The following is a 14102-nucleotide window of genomic DNA, read 5'->3' on the forward strand; positions in this document are numbered from 1 at the left end:
AGGAGTGGCCCATGGCCGCGATCGGCTTGGATCGAGCGTCTAGCTGGGCGCGTGGACCGAACCGCTCCCTTTTCCAAACCCCCTCCCTTGCCCTGGCGGTGAAAAGATCGCAGGCTGCTGGTCTTTTCAACCAGACCTGTGCCCGCGCGATGATCCAGAGCAAGCTTCCCGACCTCGCCGTCACCATCTTTACCCGCATGTCCCAGCTCGCCGCCCAGACCGGCGCGCTGAATCTGTCCCAGGGCTTTCCCGATTTCGACGGCCCGGCCGAGCTGCTCGCGGCGGTCGGTCGCCATGTCGCGGCCGGGCATAACCAATACGCGCCCATGACCGGGCTGCCGGCGCTGCGCCAGCAGGTGGCGGCCAAGGTCGCCGCCTTCTATGGCCGAGCGGTGGATGCCGAGGCCGAGGTCACCATCGTGCCCGGCGCCACCCAGGGTCTGTTCTGCGCGCTCCAGACGCTGGTGCGGCCGGGTGACGAGGTGATCGTCTTCGATCCCTGCTACGACAGCTACGAGCCCTCGGTGCAACTGGCTGGCGGGCGCTGCGTGCACGTGCCCCTGGCGCTGCCGGGCTTCGGCATCGACTGGACGGCGCTGGAGGCGGCCCTGAGTCCGCGCACCCGTGCCATCGTGCTCAATACCCCGCACAACCCCAGTGGCGCCCTGGTCAGCGCCGCCGAGCTGGACCGCCTGGCCGCGCTGATCCGCGGGCGCGATCTCTATCTGGTCAGCGACGAGGTCTATGAGCACCTGGTCTACGACGGCGAGCGCCATGCCAGCGTCATCGCCCACGACGAACTCTATGCCCGCGCCTTCGTGGTCAGCTCCTTTGGCAAGACCTATCACGTCACCGGCTGGAAGACCGGCTATGTGGTGGCGCCACCGGCGCTGTCGGCGGAATTGCGCAAGGTGCACCAGTACGTGAGCTTCTGCGGAGTGACGCCGATCCAGGCAGCCCTGGCCGACTTCATGGCCGCCCATCCCGAACACCTCAGCGAGCTGCCGGCCTTCTACCAGACCAAGCGCGATCTCTTCTGCGATCTGCTGGGCCAATCGCGCTTCAGCTTCCAGCGCGCCGCCGGCACCTATTTTCAGGTGGTCGATTATTCCGCCATCCGCCCCGATCTGGACGACGTGGCCATGGCCGAATGGCTGACCCGCGAGCATGGCGTCGCCGCCATCCCGCTGTCGGTGTTCTACCGGACGCCACCTGCGGACCTACGGCTGGTGCGCTTCTGCTTCGCCAAGCGCGAGGCCACCCTGCGTCAGGCAGCGGAGCGGCTATGCGCGATCTGACCCCCACCCAGGACCTGCGCCTGGCGCTGGTACAGAGCGAATTGGTCTGGCACGACCCGGCCGCCAACCGCGCCCATTTCGAGCGTCTGCTGATGACGGTTGGCGAGACCGACCTGGTCATCCTGCCGGAGATGTTCACCACTGGCTTTTCCATGGACTCGGCGACGCTCGCCGAGCCTGCGGAGGGTCCGACGGCGGCCTGGATGAGAGAACAGGCGCAGCGGCTCGGCGCAGTGGTCACCGGCAGCCTGATCGTGCGGGACGCGGCTGGACAGCACCGCAATCGCCTGCTGTGGGCGACACCGGATGGCGAGTTGCAGCACTACGACAAGCGCCATCTGTTTCGCATGGCGGGCGAGCACGAGCATTATGCGCCCGGCGCGGAGCGGCAGCGGGTGACGCTCAAGGGTTGGCGGATCCGCCCGCTGATCTGCTACGACCTGAGATTCCCGGTCTGGAGTCGCGCCCGGGACGACACCGATCTGCTGCTCTATGTGGCCAATTGGCCGGCGCCGCGGCGCGGTCACTGGAATCGCCTGCTACCGGCGCGGGCCATCGAGAATCTCTGCTATGTCGCCGCAGTGAATCGCATCGGCAGCGATGGCAACGGTCATCCCTATGCCGGTGACAGCCAGGTGCTGGACTTCCAGGGCGAGCCCCTGATCGAAGCCGGCGCCAAGGCCGGCATCTTCCACACGACGCTGTCGGCCGCAGCGCTCACGGCCTATCGCGAGCGCTTTCCGGCGCAGCGCGATGCCGATGCCTTCCACCTGGACTGATCAGGCCCAAAAGGGCGCAGGCTGGGCGGCATGCTGGTGGATCAGGGCAATGGCCTGGTCCACGTCCGCCGCGGTGGTGTAGCGACCCAGGCTGAATCTGTAGCTGCGCGCCGCCTGTTCGGCGGTGAGGCCGAGGCCTAGGAGTACATGGGAGGGCGCCGCCTTGGCCGAACTGCAGGCCGAGGTGGTCGAGAAAGCCAGCTGCCGCTGCAGCGCCGTGGTGGCCAGCGGCGTGGCGAAGGTCAGATTCAGGGTATGGGGAATGCGCTGCCGGGCGCAGCCATTGAGCTGCATGCCGTTCAGGCCCTGGACCCCGGCCAGGAACCGCTCGCGCAACTGGCCGAGACGCTCGTGCTCCCGCGCCATGGCCTGTCCGGCGAGGGCGAAGGCAGTCCCCATGCCGACGATCTGGTGGGTGGCCAAGGTCCCCGAGCGCAGCCCGCGCTCATGGCCGCCGCCGTGGATCTGCGCCTGCAGGGCGCCCTCGGCGCGCGGACCGACATAGAGGGCGCCGATGCCCTTGGGCCCATAGGTCTTGTGCGCGGAAAAGGACATCAGATCGACGTCCAGGCTGGCCAAGTCGATGGCGACCTTGCCGGTGGCCTGGGCGGCGTCCACGTGGAAGAGGGCGTCCCGGGCACGGACCAGTCGGCCGATGGCGTCGATGTCGGTCAGAGTGCCCAACTCGTTGTTCACCCGCATCAGCGAGACCAGGCAGGTATCCTCTCGCCAGGCCTGCGCGACGGCGTCGGGGGTGATGAGGCCTGCCGCGTCCGGCGCCAGGTAGGTGACGGTGAAGCCCTCGGTTTCCAGCTGGGCGGCGGTATCCAGTACCGCCCGGTGTTCCAGGCAACTGGTGATCAGATGGCCGCGCCCGCGACGCCGGGCCACGCCGAGCAGCGCGAGGTTGTTGGATTCGGTGGCGCCGGAGGTCCAGATCAGCTGCTCGGGCCGGGCGCCAACCAGGTCGGCCACCTGCTGGCGCGCGGTATCCACGGCGCGTTGGGCGTCGTTGCCGAAGGCATGGCCGCGAGAGGCAGGATTGCCGAAGACGCCCTGGCGCCCCAGGCAGGCCAGCATGGCTTCGATGACGACATCGTCGACAGGGGTGGTGGCGGCGTAATCGAAATACAGGGGTTGAGCGTCCATGGCGGCCTCGAGCGTTTGAATGGAGCTAGGCTAACGCTCCCGCTCGTGAAGAAATTTGCTTTTTTATCGCTAATCGGACTTTCTGGCGGAATAAAATTCGCTCGAATATCCTTTGTAGAGAAATTGATTTCATGGATCGCTTCGACCGCGCCATTCTCGAGATCTTACAGCAGGACAGCACCCGACCGGTGGCCGATATCGCCGAACGTATCGGGCTGGGTACCACGGCCTGTTGGCGGCGTATCCAGAAGCTGGAGGAGCAGGGCGTCATCCGTGCCCGGGTGGCGCTGCTCGATCCCCGCGAGCTCAACGTGGGGGTGACGGTCTTCGTTTCGGTGCGCACCAATCAGCACGCCATGGACTGGCTGCAGCGCTTCCATGAGGCGGTGGCGGCCATTCCGGAGGTGGTCGAGCTCTATCGCATGGCCGGGGATACCGATTATCTGATGCGCATCGTGGTGCCCGACATCGCCGCCTACGACGGCGTCTACAAACGACTGATCCAGGTACCGGGGTTGCTGGACGTCAGCTCCAGTTTCGCCATGGAGCAGATCAAGTACAGCACCGCCTTGCCGCTGGATTATGTGCGGTAGGAGCTGATGAAGACCGTAGCGTGGAAAACGGCGCAGCCTTTACGACTCTCGATATCAGTTGCCTGGTATCTCCCTCATCCCAACCCTCTCCAAAAAGGGAGAGGGGATTGTCCTAGTGGGCGTTTGGTTTCGGCGGCCAGGTAGATTACCAGCGGCTACGGAGGTAGCCGATGCGTAGCGAGGATGACGGCGCAGCTTCTTCCGCTTGTGCATTCGCCGACGCGAGATCGCGGCCATGGGCCGCTCCTGCGGAGGTGGACTGTTCCGTAGGAGTGGCCCATGGCCGCGATGCCTTAGTGGTAGGCGCTGACCTGATCCAGCAGGGTGATGTCATCGGCCGGTAGCTGCAGCCGGGTGGCGGCCACCAGGTCGTCGAGCTGGGTCTGGGAGGTGGCGCTGGCGATGGGCGCGGTGATGCTGGGGCGGGCGATCAGCCAGGCCAGGGCGACCTGGGCCGGGGTGGCGTCGTGCTTTTCGGCGATCTCGTCGAGGCCGGCCAGGATGGCCATGCCGCGCTCGTCCAGGTAACGCTTGACCATCTCCGCGCGCGAACCCTGCAGATCGTCTTTGGTGCGGTACTTGCCCGTCAGGAAACCGCTGGCCAGGGAGAAATAGCTGATCACGCCCAGGCCGAGTTCCTTGACCACGGGTTCCAGCTCGGACTCGTAGTCCTGGCGCGCGTGCAGGTTGTAGTGGGGCTGCAGGCTCTGGTAGGCCGGCACGCCCAGGCGCTCGGCGACCTGGGCCGCTTCGCGCAGGCGCTGGCCGCCGTAATTGGAGGCGCCGATCACCCGCACCTTGCCCTGTTCCACCAGCCGGGCGAAGGCGTCCAGGGTTTCCTCCAGCGGGGTGTCCTCGTCGTCGCAGTGCGCCTGGTAGAGGTCGATGCGATCGGTCTGCAGGCGCTTGAGCGAGGCCTCCACCGCCTGCTGCACATAGCTGGCCCTGAGGCCCTTGCGACCCTCGCCCATGTCCATGCCCAGCTTGGTGGCCAGGATCACCTGGTCGCGCTTGCCGCTGCGGGCGAACCACTTGCCCAGCACGGTCTCGGATTCGCCGCCGCGGTTGCCGGGCGCCCAGCGCGAATAGACGTCGGCGGTGTCGATGAAATTCAGGCCCGCTTCGAGCAGGGCGTCCAGCATGCGAAAGGACTGGGCTTCGTCCAGGGTCCAGCCGAAGACGTTGCCACCAAAGCAGAGCGGCGGTACCTGGAGGTCTGAATGGCCAAGGGTACGAGTTTGCATGGGATCCTCATCGGGTTGGGAAGTCATGCAGGTTACGACCGATGGCCGCGGCTCAAGGTTCGAGGCGCGCCGGCGCCGGCCACTCCCGCAGGGGCAGGGGTTTGCCGAGGGCATAGCCCTGGGCGTAGTCCACGCCGATGGTGCCGAGCAATTCGAAGGTGGCCTGGGATTCGACGAATTCGGCGATGGTCTCGGCGCCGAGGTGATGGGCGACCTGGTTGATGGACTCGACGATGGCGCGATCCAGCGGGTCCTGGTCGAGGGTACGGATGAAGCTGCCGTCGATCTTCACGTAGTCGACGCGGAAGTGCTTGAGGTAGGCGAAGGAGCTGAGGCCGGCGCCGAAGTCGTCCAGGGCGATGCGGCAGCCGCGTTCGCGGACCTGGCTGATGAGCGCTGAGGCCACCGAGAGCTTGTTGATCACCGCGGTCTCGGTCAGCTCGAAGAGCAGGCGCTGCGGATCCAGCGGCGAGGCGGCGATCAGCTCCAGCAATTCGGGCAGGAAGTCGGGATCGCTCAGGCTGTTGCCCGAGAGGTTGATGCCCACGTGCAACTCGGGTCGTTCCTGCAGCCAGGGCACCAGCTCCACCAGCACCTGACGCACCACCCAACGGTCGATGCTGCTCATCAGACCGAAGCGTTCGGCGGCCGGGATGAAGGTGGCCGGCGAGATCAGCTGGCCCTGGACATCGCGCAGGCGCAGCAGCAACTCGACATGCCGGGCGGCGCTGCCCTTGGCACGGGTGGGGACGATGGTCTGGGCGTGCAATTCGAAGCGGTGCTGCTCCAGGGCTTCGCGCAGGCCGCTGGCCATGAGGATCTCGCGGTGCTGGCGCTCCACGTCCTCGCTACCGGCGCGATAGAGCGCCGCGCGATTGCGCCCGGCGTGCTTGGCGGTGTAGCAGGCCACGTCCGCCTGGCTCATCAATTCCGCCGGACTGCGGGTCTCGGCGGTGATGGCGACGATGCCGGCGCTGGCACCGACGTCGTAGATCCGGCTCTGCCAGTTGAAGCGCACGGCGCCAATGCTGGCGATGAGCTTTTCGGCGACGGCCTCGGCCTGCACCAGATCGCAGTCGCGAAGTAGCAGGGCGAATTCGTCACCCCCGATACGCGCCACGGCGTCGGAGCCGCGCAGGGAGTCGCGCAGCAGGGTGCCCAGTTCGCGCAGCAGCAGATCGCCGGCGGCATGGCCGGCGGAATCGTTGACCACCTTGAAGCGGTCCAGGTCGATGAAGCACAGCGCGTGCTGGGTGGTGCCGGTCTGCGCCTGTTGCCAGGCGGCGTCCAGCTCCTGCTCGAACTTCAGGCGGTTGTAGAGGCCGGTGAGGGCGTCGTGGGAGGCGTTGTAGCTCAGCTCGCGCTGCAGGTTGCGGGCATGGGTGACATTCTGGAACACCAGCACCGCGCCGATGATGCGGCCATCCACCGTGCGCACCGGCGCGGCCGAATCCTGCACCTCGTGCCTTTCACCCTGGCGGCTGAGCAATACCGCGCCCTCGTCCAGGGAGGTGATGGTCTGCTCGCGCAGGCAGCGGGTCACCGGACTGGGCAGCACCTCGTCGCTCTGGCTGTCGTGAATGAGGAACACCTCTTCGTGGGGGCGCCCCTGGGCGTCCGCCAGCGACCAGCCGGTGAGCTGTTCGGCGACCGGATTGAGAAAGAGGATGCGCCCATCCATGTCGGTGGTCAGCACGGCGTCGGCGATCGAGGCCAGGGTGACCTGCAGCCGTTCCTTTTCCTCGTAGAGCGCCGTGGTCAGTTGATGGTGCTCGGTGACGTCGCTGTTGCTACCGACCAGGCGCACATGGCCGTCCGCCTCGACCACCGAGATCAGTTCGGAGCGGATATGCCGCACCTCGCCGCCAGGGCCGCCGCGATTGATGCGGAAGTTGAAGGTGTAGAACATCGACTCGCTGGCGACCTTGTCGAACACCTCCAGCGAACGCGCCTTGTCGTCCGGGTGGATGAAGGTGAGCCAGAAGTCCATGTCCCGACTGAGGTTATCGGGGGCGATGCCATAGAGATCGCGCAGCCGCGCATCGGCATTGAAGCCCGGACTGCGGGTATCCCACTCCCAGATGCCCACGTTGCTGGCACGGATGGCCAGTTGCAGCCGCTCGCGCAGCCGGGCGTTGGTCGCCTCGGCACGGCGCTGGGCGTCGATGTCGCGGACCTGCAGCAGATAGCCGGTGAGCAGGTCACCGTCGTCATGGTCGGGCGACAGCGCCAGTTGCATCCACAATCCCTGGCCATCGCGGTGCAGCAGACGCCGGGTCTGCTCGCCTTCTTCGATCGTCAGGGGTTCTTCGGCATCGGCGATCAACTCCTTGAGCAACCGGCCGTCGAGGCTGTGGCGCGGATAGCCGAGCATGGTCTCCAGGGCCGTGTTCACCTGGCTCAGGCGGCCCTCCACCGACAGCAGCGCCATGCCATAGGGCGCGGCGCTCAGGGCGTGGTGGAAGCGCGCCTCGTTGCGCGCCAGGCGCTGGTTGTGATGGCGGCTCTGCTGCACGGCGGCGGCCAGCAACAGCGGTGGTATCTGCATCAGGGCCACGGGAATGTAGGTCAGGGCCTCCTCCATCAGGGAGGAGCCGCGGACGCCAAGCAGATAACCATGGGCCACCAGGTAGGTGAAGATCAGGATGTTCATGCCGCCCACCACCGCGGTACCCAGGGCGGTGAGCCTCAGGGTCATCAGCAGCAGCAGGGTGGAGACGTAGACGAAGGGATAGGGCACGAAAGCCAGCAGCCCGAGCACCAGCAAGGGGCTGATCAGCAGTAGGATGATGAATTCGCGGGCCCCCCGGCGGCTGAATTGCTGCCATTGCAGCGGGCGGCGGAGGAAGGCGAGGGGCATCACCACCAGCAGGCCGAGGGCGTCGCCGAGGTACCAGTGCAGGGCGACCCGCAGCAATTCCGGGTTGCCCTGCTGGGCGGCGATCAGCGTGCCCAGGGCGGCACCGGCCAGGGGGGTCACCAGCACCCCGTACAACAGCAGTCGTCCCATGGCCGCGACATTGCGTTCGGGATGGAGGATGCGGTCGTGCAGCAACCAGGCGCCGAACAGGATCTCGACCAGATTGGGTAGGGAATAGAGCGCGCCGATGGCCGGGTCCCTACTGAAGGGCAGCTCGGCCAGGGTGCCTGCCAGCCAGATCGCCAGCAGCTGCAGCGGCCAGCGGCGCGGTGCCGAGCGCAGTAACCAGGCAATAGCCAGTCCATTGGGCAGCCAGAGGGTGGCTACGGTGGAGGACGCCTGGCGGGTGAAGAGGATGCACAGGACCGAACTGATCAGGAACAGCAGTGATAGCGCGGTGGCGTCACGCAGCAGTGAGGTGTTTCGCGACAGAGTGAAGGTCATTGCCTATCCAGACAAGCTGCTCGGCCGGCCGGTGCCGGGCAGGCGAGACGATCCCGAGGAAGCGAGGAGTATCTCTGCTGGTTCGCCATAAAAAAAGGGAATACCGGTGGGTATTCCCTTGGAGTTGACGAATGTCAGTGTCAGGCGGCCTTGGCCTGGGCCTGGGTCACCGCGCGATTCAGGGCGCTGAGCAGGGCGCGGAAGCTGGCGGTGGTGATGTTCTCGTCGATGCCGATGCCGTGCAGCGGGCGCTGGCCCTCCAGGCGGACCTCGATGTAGGAGGCGGCCTTGGCGTTGGCGCCAGCGCCGATGGAGTGCTCGTGGTAGTCCATGATCTCCACCGCCTGGGGCAGGCTGGCGACCAGGGCTTCCAGCGGACCCTTGGCGGTGCCGTGCCAGGTCTCGGTGCGACCCTCGACGGCGACCTTGATGTCGACGGTGGAGGTACCGTCCTCCTCGCGCAGCCTGTGGCTGACCAGGGCGTAGGGGCTCTTGGCCTGCAGGTATTCCTGTTCGAGCAGGGCGTGGATCTGGGCCGCGGTCATCTCCAGGCCCAGGCGATCGGTCTCGCGCTGCACCACCTGGCTGAATTCGATCTGCATGCGGCGCGGCAGGCTGATGCCGTATTCCTGTTCCAGCAGGAAGGCGATGCCGCCCTTGCCCGACTGGCTGTTGACACGGATGACCGCCTCGTAGTCGCGACCGATGTCGGCCGGGTCGATGGGCAGGTAGGGGACCTCCCACAGCGCATCCGGCTTCTGCTGGGCGAAGCCCTTGCGGATGGCGTCCTGGTGGGAGCCGGAGAAGGCGGTGTGGACCAGATCGCCGACATAGGGATGGCGCGGGTGCACCGGCAGCTGGTTGCATTCCTCGACGGTCTTGCGCACGGCGTCGATGTCGGAGAAGTCCAGCTCGGGATCGACACCCTGGGTGTAGAGGTTGAGCGCCAGGGTCACCAGGCAGACGTTGCCGGTGCGCTCGCCATTGCCGAACAGGCAGCCTTCGACGCGATCGGCGCCGGCCATCACCGCCAGTTCGGAGGCGGCCACGCCGGTGCCGCGGTCGTTATGGGTGTGGACGCTGATCAGCACGCTGTCGCGGCGGTCGATGTGACGACCGAACCACTCGATCTGGTCGGCGTAGTTGTTGGGCGTGGCGCACTCGATGGTGGCCGGCAGGTTGAGGATCAGCTTGTTGGCCGGGGTCGGCGCGAACACCGCGATCACCGCGTTGCACACCTCGACGGCGAAGTCGGTCTCGGTGGAGCTGAACACCTCGGGGGAATACTCGAAGCCCCACTGGGTCTCCGGACGCTCGGCGGCCAGGCGCACGATGGTCTGGCCGGCGGCCACGGCGATGGCCTTGACGCCGGCCTTGTCCTGGCCGAAGACGATGCGGCGAAAGCTCGGCGCGCAGGCGTTGTAGTAGTGGACGATGGCGCGCTTGGCGCCCTTGAGCGATTCGAAGGTGCGCTCGATGAGGTCGTCACGGGCCTGGGTCAGCACCTGGATGGTGACGTCGTCGGGGATGTGGCCACCCTCGATCAGCTCGCGGACAAAGTCGAAATCGGTCTGGGAGGCGGAGGGGAAGCCCACCTCGATCTCCTTCAGGCCCACGGCGACCAGGCACTTGAAGAAGGCCATCTTCTTCTCGGCATCCATCGGCTCGATCAGCGACTGGTTGCCGTCGCGCAGGTCGGTGGACAGCCAGATCGGCGCCTTGTCGATGACCTTGTCCGGCCAGGTGCGGTCGGGCAGGGCGACGGGCGTGAAGGGGCGGTACTTCTGCGAGGGATCTTTGAGCATGGTCATGGCGATTCTTTCCTTGGGCGTGGTCGGGACTTACGAAGCGAGCGCGGTCGAGCTCTGCAGTCGTGGACTGACCAGTCGCAGGCAGCGGTGCTGCCGGAGGAGGATGAGGGTATGGGCGTTGTGCATGGCGCTTACGTTAGTCCGCCCAGGGCAGCTCTCGCAATGTTCTTTTTGAAATTGGCAGGAATGTTCGCTTCGTTCGTTGTGGTGAGGATTTATTGCGGGATAAGGATGGATAGTGGTGATTTCTGAATAAGCAGGTTGGTGGTTCTTGTGTAACCCGAGATCGCCACGGCGATCCCTGGCGCCGGGCTGGGGTCAATGCTGGACCATTCCTGGCAACCGAACGGAAGGAAGGCGTCCATGAAGACTCTCGCGCTGGTAGGCCTGGCGACCACCCTGATCGCTGGCTTGGCATCGGCGGCGCAGGCCGCCGACAACCCCTTGGAAGCGGAGCGCTGGAAGACGCGACCGCTGATCCTGGTGGCGCCGACGGCGAAAGATCCCCAGGTCGCGAAGCTACGCGAAGAACTGGCGCAGCCGGCCAATCGCGAAGCCTTCGTCGAACGGGAGATGGTGCTCTATACGGTGGTGGGTGACGCCGGCAGCCGCAACGACGAGCCGCTGGGACCGGAGCGGACCCGGGCACTGCTCAAGGCACTGGACGCTCGCGCTGGCCAGCCGGCCACGCTCTATCTGGTGGGCAAGGACGGCGGGGTCAAGGTGAGTGAGCAGCAGGACTGGTCGCTCAAGGCGCTGTTCGGCACCATCGACCGGATGCCGATGCGGCGGTAGTCATGGTGCCCCCACCCGGTGCTCTCCCAGGGGGAGAGGAAGCCTGTCGAGGCAGCCGGACGTTGCGTAGGGTGGACAACGGCACAGCTTTGTCCACGCGGGTAAGGTGCCGTGCCGTCAGTGGAAAACGCTGGCGCGGTTTTCCACGCTACGAGGACTTGCTCACCCCAGCCTTCTCCCAGGTGGATAGGGAGTATTTCGAAGCCACCCGGACGTTGCGTAGGGTGGACAACGGCACAGCCTTGTCCACGCGGGTAAGGTGCCATGCCGTCAGTGGAAAACGCTGGCGCGGTTTTCCACGCTACGGGGGCTTGGGGGCTTTCCCTCACCCCAGCCCTCTCCCAGGGGAGAGGGCGCCTGTCGAGGCAGCCGGACGTTGCGTAGGGTGGACAACGGCACGGCCTTGTCCGCGCGGGTAAGGTTCCGTGCCGTCAGTGGAAAACGCTGGCGCGGTTTTCCACGCTACGAGGACTTGCTCACCTCAGCCTTCTCCCATGTGGACAGGGAGTTTTTCGAAGCCACCCGGACGTTGCGTAGGGTGGACAACGGCGCAGCCTTGTCCGCGCGGGTAAGGTGCCGTGCCGTCAATGGAAAACGCTGGCGCGGTTTTCCACGCTACGGAGGCTTGGGGGCTTTCCCTCACTCCAGCCCTCGCCCAGGGGGAGAGGGAGCCTGTCGAGGCAGCAGGACGTTGCGTAGGGTGGACAATGGCGCAGCCTTGTCCACGCGGGTAAGGTGCCGTGCCATTAGTGGAAAACGCTGGCGCGGTTTTCCACGCTACGGGGCTGGAGTTTTCTCTCACCCCCAGCCCTCTCCCAGGGGAGAGGAGGGCTGTCGAGGCAGCCGGACGTTGCGTAGGGTGGACAACGGCGCAGCCTTGTCCGCGCGGGTAAGGTGCCGTGCCGTCAGTGGAAAACGCTGGCGCGGTTTTCCACGCTACGGGGCTGGAGTTTTCCCTCACGCCAGCCGTCTCCCCGAGAGGAGAGGGTGCGCAGGCACCGTAGGTTGGGTCGAGCGTTCAGTGAAGCCCAACGAGCCCAGCCCTCAGGCGTAGACGTAGGGCCCGCCCTGCTCCAGCGCCCGCTGATAAGCCGGGCGGGCATGGATGCGCTTGAGGAAGTCCACCAGCTTGGGGCGCTTGCCATTGTCCAGGCCGGCGCGGCTGGCGGCGGCTTCCAGGGGGAAGCTGAGCTGGATGTCGGCGGCGGTGAAACTATCACCGACGAACCAGCCGCTGGCGCCCAGCTGGCTTTCCAGGTAGTCCAGATGCAGGTCGAGTTGGGGCTGGATGAAGCTCGCCGTGGCCTTGGCGGCAATGCCCTTGGCGATGGGTCGGGCGAAGAAGGGCATGGGCGAGGTGGCGATGCGATCGAGCACCAGCTTGAGCAGCAGCGGCGTCATGGCCGAGCCTTCGGCATAGTGCAGCCAGTAGGTGTAGCGCACGAACTCGGGGCTGTCCTGGGCGGGCAGCAACTGGGGGCCATAGCGCCGCGCCAGGTAGTCGACGATGGCGCCGGACTCGGCCAGGGTCAGGTCGCCGTCGACGATCACCGGCGACTTGCCCAGCGGATGCACCTTGCGCAACTCCGGCGGGGCGAACAGCCCGCCCTCCGCTCGCTCGTAGCGTTGCACCCGATACTCGATACCGAGCTCTTCGAGCAGCCAGAGCACCCGCTGGGAGCGGGAGTTGTTCAGGTGGTGGACGACGATCATGGTCTTTCCTTAGGCCTGGGGCGGGCGGGTCAGGGCGCCGGGGTGCCCGGTTCGCCGAGGGAGGTCATGGCCTCGGTCGGCTCCAGCCGCATGCGGAAATCGCGTCCGCTCGGATGCTGGAACACATGGAGGCCGAATTCCGGGAGGATCGACAGCAGGTGGTCGAAGATGTCCCCCTGGATGCCCTCATATTGCGCCCACACCGTGGTGTTGGTGAAGCAGTAGATCTCCACCGGCAGACCCTCGCTGGAGAGCGGCATCTGGCGCACCAGCAGGGTCATGCCCTGGTGGACCCCGGGATGGGCGCGCAGGTAGCGCTCCACATAGGCGCGAAAGGTGCCCAGGTTGGTGACCCGGCGGGTGTTGACCGGCTCCTGGCCACGTTTTTCCAGCTTGCGATTCCAGTCCGCCAGTTCCTGTTCCTTGGCGGTGAGGTAGTCGTCCAGCAGGTTGAAGCGGTGCAGGTGCTCACGCTCGGCGTCGCTGAGGAAGTGCACGCTGTTCTGGTCGATGTTGAGTGCGCGCTTGATCCGTCGGCCGCCGGCTTCCTGCATGCCGCGGTAATTGCGGAAGGAGTCGGTGATGAATCTCTTGGTGGGGATGGTGGTGATGGTCTTGTCGAAGTTCTGCACCTTGACCGTGTGCAGGGCGATGTCGATGACGTCGCCATCGGCGTTGAGCTGGGGCATCTCGATCCAGTCGCCGACACGGATGATGTCGTTGCTGGAGATCTGCACGCTGGCTACCAGGGAGAGCAGGGTGTCCTGGAAGATCAGCAGCAGCACCGCGGCCATGGCGCCGAGGCCGGAGAGCAGGATCAGCGGCGAGCGGTCGATCAGGGTGGCGATCATCAGGATGACCGCGATGGCGTAGATGACGATCTTGCTGACCTGGACATAGCCCTTGATCGGCTTGAGCCGCGCCGAGGGCCGCCGCGAATAGAGCACGTTGACCATGTTCAGGGCGCTGCCCAGGGCCAGGGCGATGGTCAGCACGATGAAGGCGCTGCAGACGTTCTGCACCACGGTGACCAGGGCATCGGGCCGACCGGGTACCAGCTCGATGCCGCCCGCAAGCACCAGGGCCGGCACGATGTTGGCCAGCCGGCCGATGACCCGGTGGTGATTGAGCTCCTGGTCCTGACCGAAGGAGGTGCTGCGCAGCAGGCGATAGAAACCGCGCACCAGGATGCGCTTGACGATCCAGTTGAGTACCCAGGCCGCCAGCAGCAGGCCGAGGCAGGCGACCAGGGTGAGCAGTTGCGGGTGTTTCTCGAGGTCGTCGATCAGTCGGGTCAGGGCCGTGGGCATAGGGGGTCTCTTGACGGGATACTACGGGCGCCACGTTAGCAAAGCT

At 66.0% G+C, this 14102-nt stretch carries 10 protein-coding genes; 4 read left to right on the top strand and 6 right to left on the bottom strand.

The features are described from left to right. The first annotated feature begins 149 nt into the window (after positions 1 to 149). Positions 150 to 1298, top strand: a complete 1149-nt coding sequence (locus tag EC839_RS00520; RefSeq protein WP_132831763.1) for a pyridoxal phosphate-dependent aminotransferase — start codon at positions 150 to 152, stop codon at positions 1296 to 1298. Beyond that, positions 1286 to 2077 (top strand): amidohydrolase, encoded by a 792-nt coding sequence (locus EC839_RS00525; protein ID WP_132831764.1) that lies wholly within the window; start codon positions 1286 to 1288, stop codon positions 2075 to 2077. Before EC839_RS00520 ends, EC839_RS00525 begins: the two co-directional genes overlap by 13 nt. Here the strand turns inward: EC839_RS00525 and EC839_RS00530 are convergent, their stop codons facing one another. Further along, positions 2078 to 3226 carry an aminotransferase class V-fold PLP-dependent enzyme gene (locus tag EC839_RS00530; protein WP_132831765.1) on the bottom strand — a complete coding sequence of 383 codons (1149 nt, stop codon included), beginning with the start codon at positions 3224 to 3226 and terminating at the stop codon, positions 2078 to 2080. Positions 3227 to 3357: 131 nt separating this feature from the next. Here EC839_RS00530 and EC839_RS00535 point away from each other — a divergent pair, with 131 nt between their 5' ends. Further along, complete coding sequence (locus EC839_RS00535) at positions 3358 to 3819, top strand: Lrp/AsnC family transcriptional regulator (protein ID WP_007162437.1); 462 nt, start codon at positions 3358 to 3360, stop codon at positions 3817 to 3819. Positions 3820 to 4112: 293 nt separating this feature from the next. Here EC839_RS00535 and EC839_RS00540 read toward each other — a convergent pair whose 3' ends face one another. The 3 genes from EC839_RS00540 to leuA form a co-directional block, all read right to left on the bottom strand. After that, positions 4113 to 5063 (bottom strand): aldo/keto reductase, encoded by a 951-nt coding sequence (locus EC839_RS00540; RefSeq protein WP_132831766.1) that lies wholly within the window; start codon positions 5061 to 5063, stop codon positions 4113 to 4115. A gap of 52 nt (positions 5064 to 5115) precedes the next feature. Beyond that, positions 5116 to 8427 carry an EAL domain-containing protein gene (locus tag EC839_RS00545; RefSeq protein WP_132831767.1) on the bottom strand — a complete coding sequence of 1104 codons (3312 nt, stop codon included), beginning with the start codon at positions 8425 to 8427 and terminating at the stop codon, positions 5116 to 5118. A gap of 140 nt (positions 8428 to 8567) precedes the next feature. Continuing rightward, on the bottom strand, positions 8568 to 10238 hold the full coding sequence (gene leuA / locus EC839_RS00550) for a 2-isopropylmalate synthase (RefSeq protein ID WP_132831768.1): 1671 nt from the start codon (positions 10236 to 10238) through the stop codon (positions 8568 to 8570). 363 nt (positions 10239 to 10601) lie between these two features. Here leuA and EC839_RS00555 point away from each other — a divergent pair, with 363 nt between their 5' ends. Next, positions 10602 to 11033 carry a DUF4174 domain-containing protein gene (locus EC839_RS00555; protein ID WP_132831769.1) on the top strand — a complete coding sequence of 144 codons (432 nt, stop codon included), beginning with the start codon at positions 10602 to 10604 and terminating at the stop codon, positions 11031 to 11033. 1044 nt (positions 11034 to 12077) lie between these two features. Here the strand turns inward: EC839_RS00555 and EC839_RS00560 are convergent. Both EC839_RS00560 and EC839_RS00565 read right to left on the bottom strand, forming a co-directional pair. Continuing rightward, positions 12078 to 12746, bottom strand: a complete 669-nt coding sequence (locus EC839_RS00560) for a glutathione S-transferase family protein (RefSeq protein ID WP_132831770.1) — start codon at positions 12744 to 12746, stop codon at positions 12078 to 12080. Between the two features lie 29 nt (positions 12747 to 12775). Continuing rightward, the gene (locus EC839_RS00565) at positions 12776 to 14056 is read right to left on the bottom strand and encodes a mechanosensitive ion channel family protein (protein ID WP_132831771.1); all 1281 of its coding nucleotides are present in this window, start codon (positions 14054 to 14056) and stop codon (positions 12776 to 12778) included. Positions 14057 to 14102 lie beyond the last annotated feature (46 nt).

This window comes from Pseudomonas sp. JUb52 (assembly GCF_004341115.1).
In the GTDB taxonomy this organism is placed as follows: Bacteria; Pseudomonadota; Gammaproteobacteria; order Pseudomonadales; family Pseudomonadaceae; genus Chryseomonas; species Chryseomonas oryzihabitans.

Excerpts from the sequence above, each read along its gene's own strand:
- EC839_RS00520 (WP_132831763.1), top strand. The coding sequence starts at position 150 with ATGATCCAGAGCAAGCTTCCCGACCTCGCCGTCACCATCTTTACCCGC.
- EC839_RS00525 (WP_132831764.1), top strand. The coding sequence starts at position 1,286 with ATGCGCGATCTGACCCCCACCCAGGACCTGCGCCTGGCGCTGGTACAG.
- EC839_RS00530 (WP_132831765.1), bottom strand. The coding sequence starts at position 3,226 with ATGGACGCTCAACCCCTGTATTTCGATTACGCCGCCACCACCCCTGTC.
- EC839_RS00535 (WP_007162437.1), top strand. The coding sequence starts at position 3,358 with ATGGATCGCTTCGACCGCGCCATTCTCGAGATCTTACAGCAGGACAGC.
- EC839_RS00540 (WP_132831766.1), bottom strand. The coding sequence starts at position 5,063 with ATGCAAACTCGTACCCTTGGCCATTCAGACCTCCAGGTACCGCCGCTC.
- EC839_RS00545 (WP_132831767.1), bottom strand. The coding sequence starts at position 8,427 with ATGACCTTCACTCTGTCGCGAAACACCTCACTGCTGCGTGACGCCACC.
- leuA (WP_132831768.1), bottom strand. The coding sequence starts at position 10,238 with ATGACCATGCTCAAAGATCCCTCGCAGAAGTACCGCCCCTTCACGCCC.
- EC839_RS00555 (WP_132831769.1), top strand. The coding sequence starts at position 10,602 with ATGAAGACTCTCGCGCTGGTAGGCCTGGCGACCACCCTGATCGCTGGC.
- EC839_RS00560 (WP_132831770.1), bottom strand. The coding sequence starts at position 12,746 with ATGATCGTCGTCCACCACCTGAACAACTCCCGCTCCCAGCGGGTGCTC.
- EC839_RS00565 (WP_132831771.1), bottom strand. The coding sequence starts at position 14,056 with ATGCCCACGGCCCTGACCCGACTGATCGACGACCTCGAGAAACACCCG.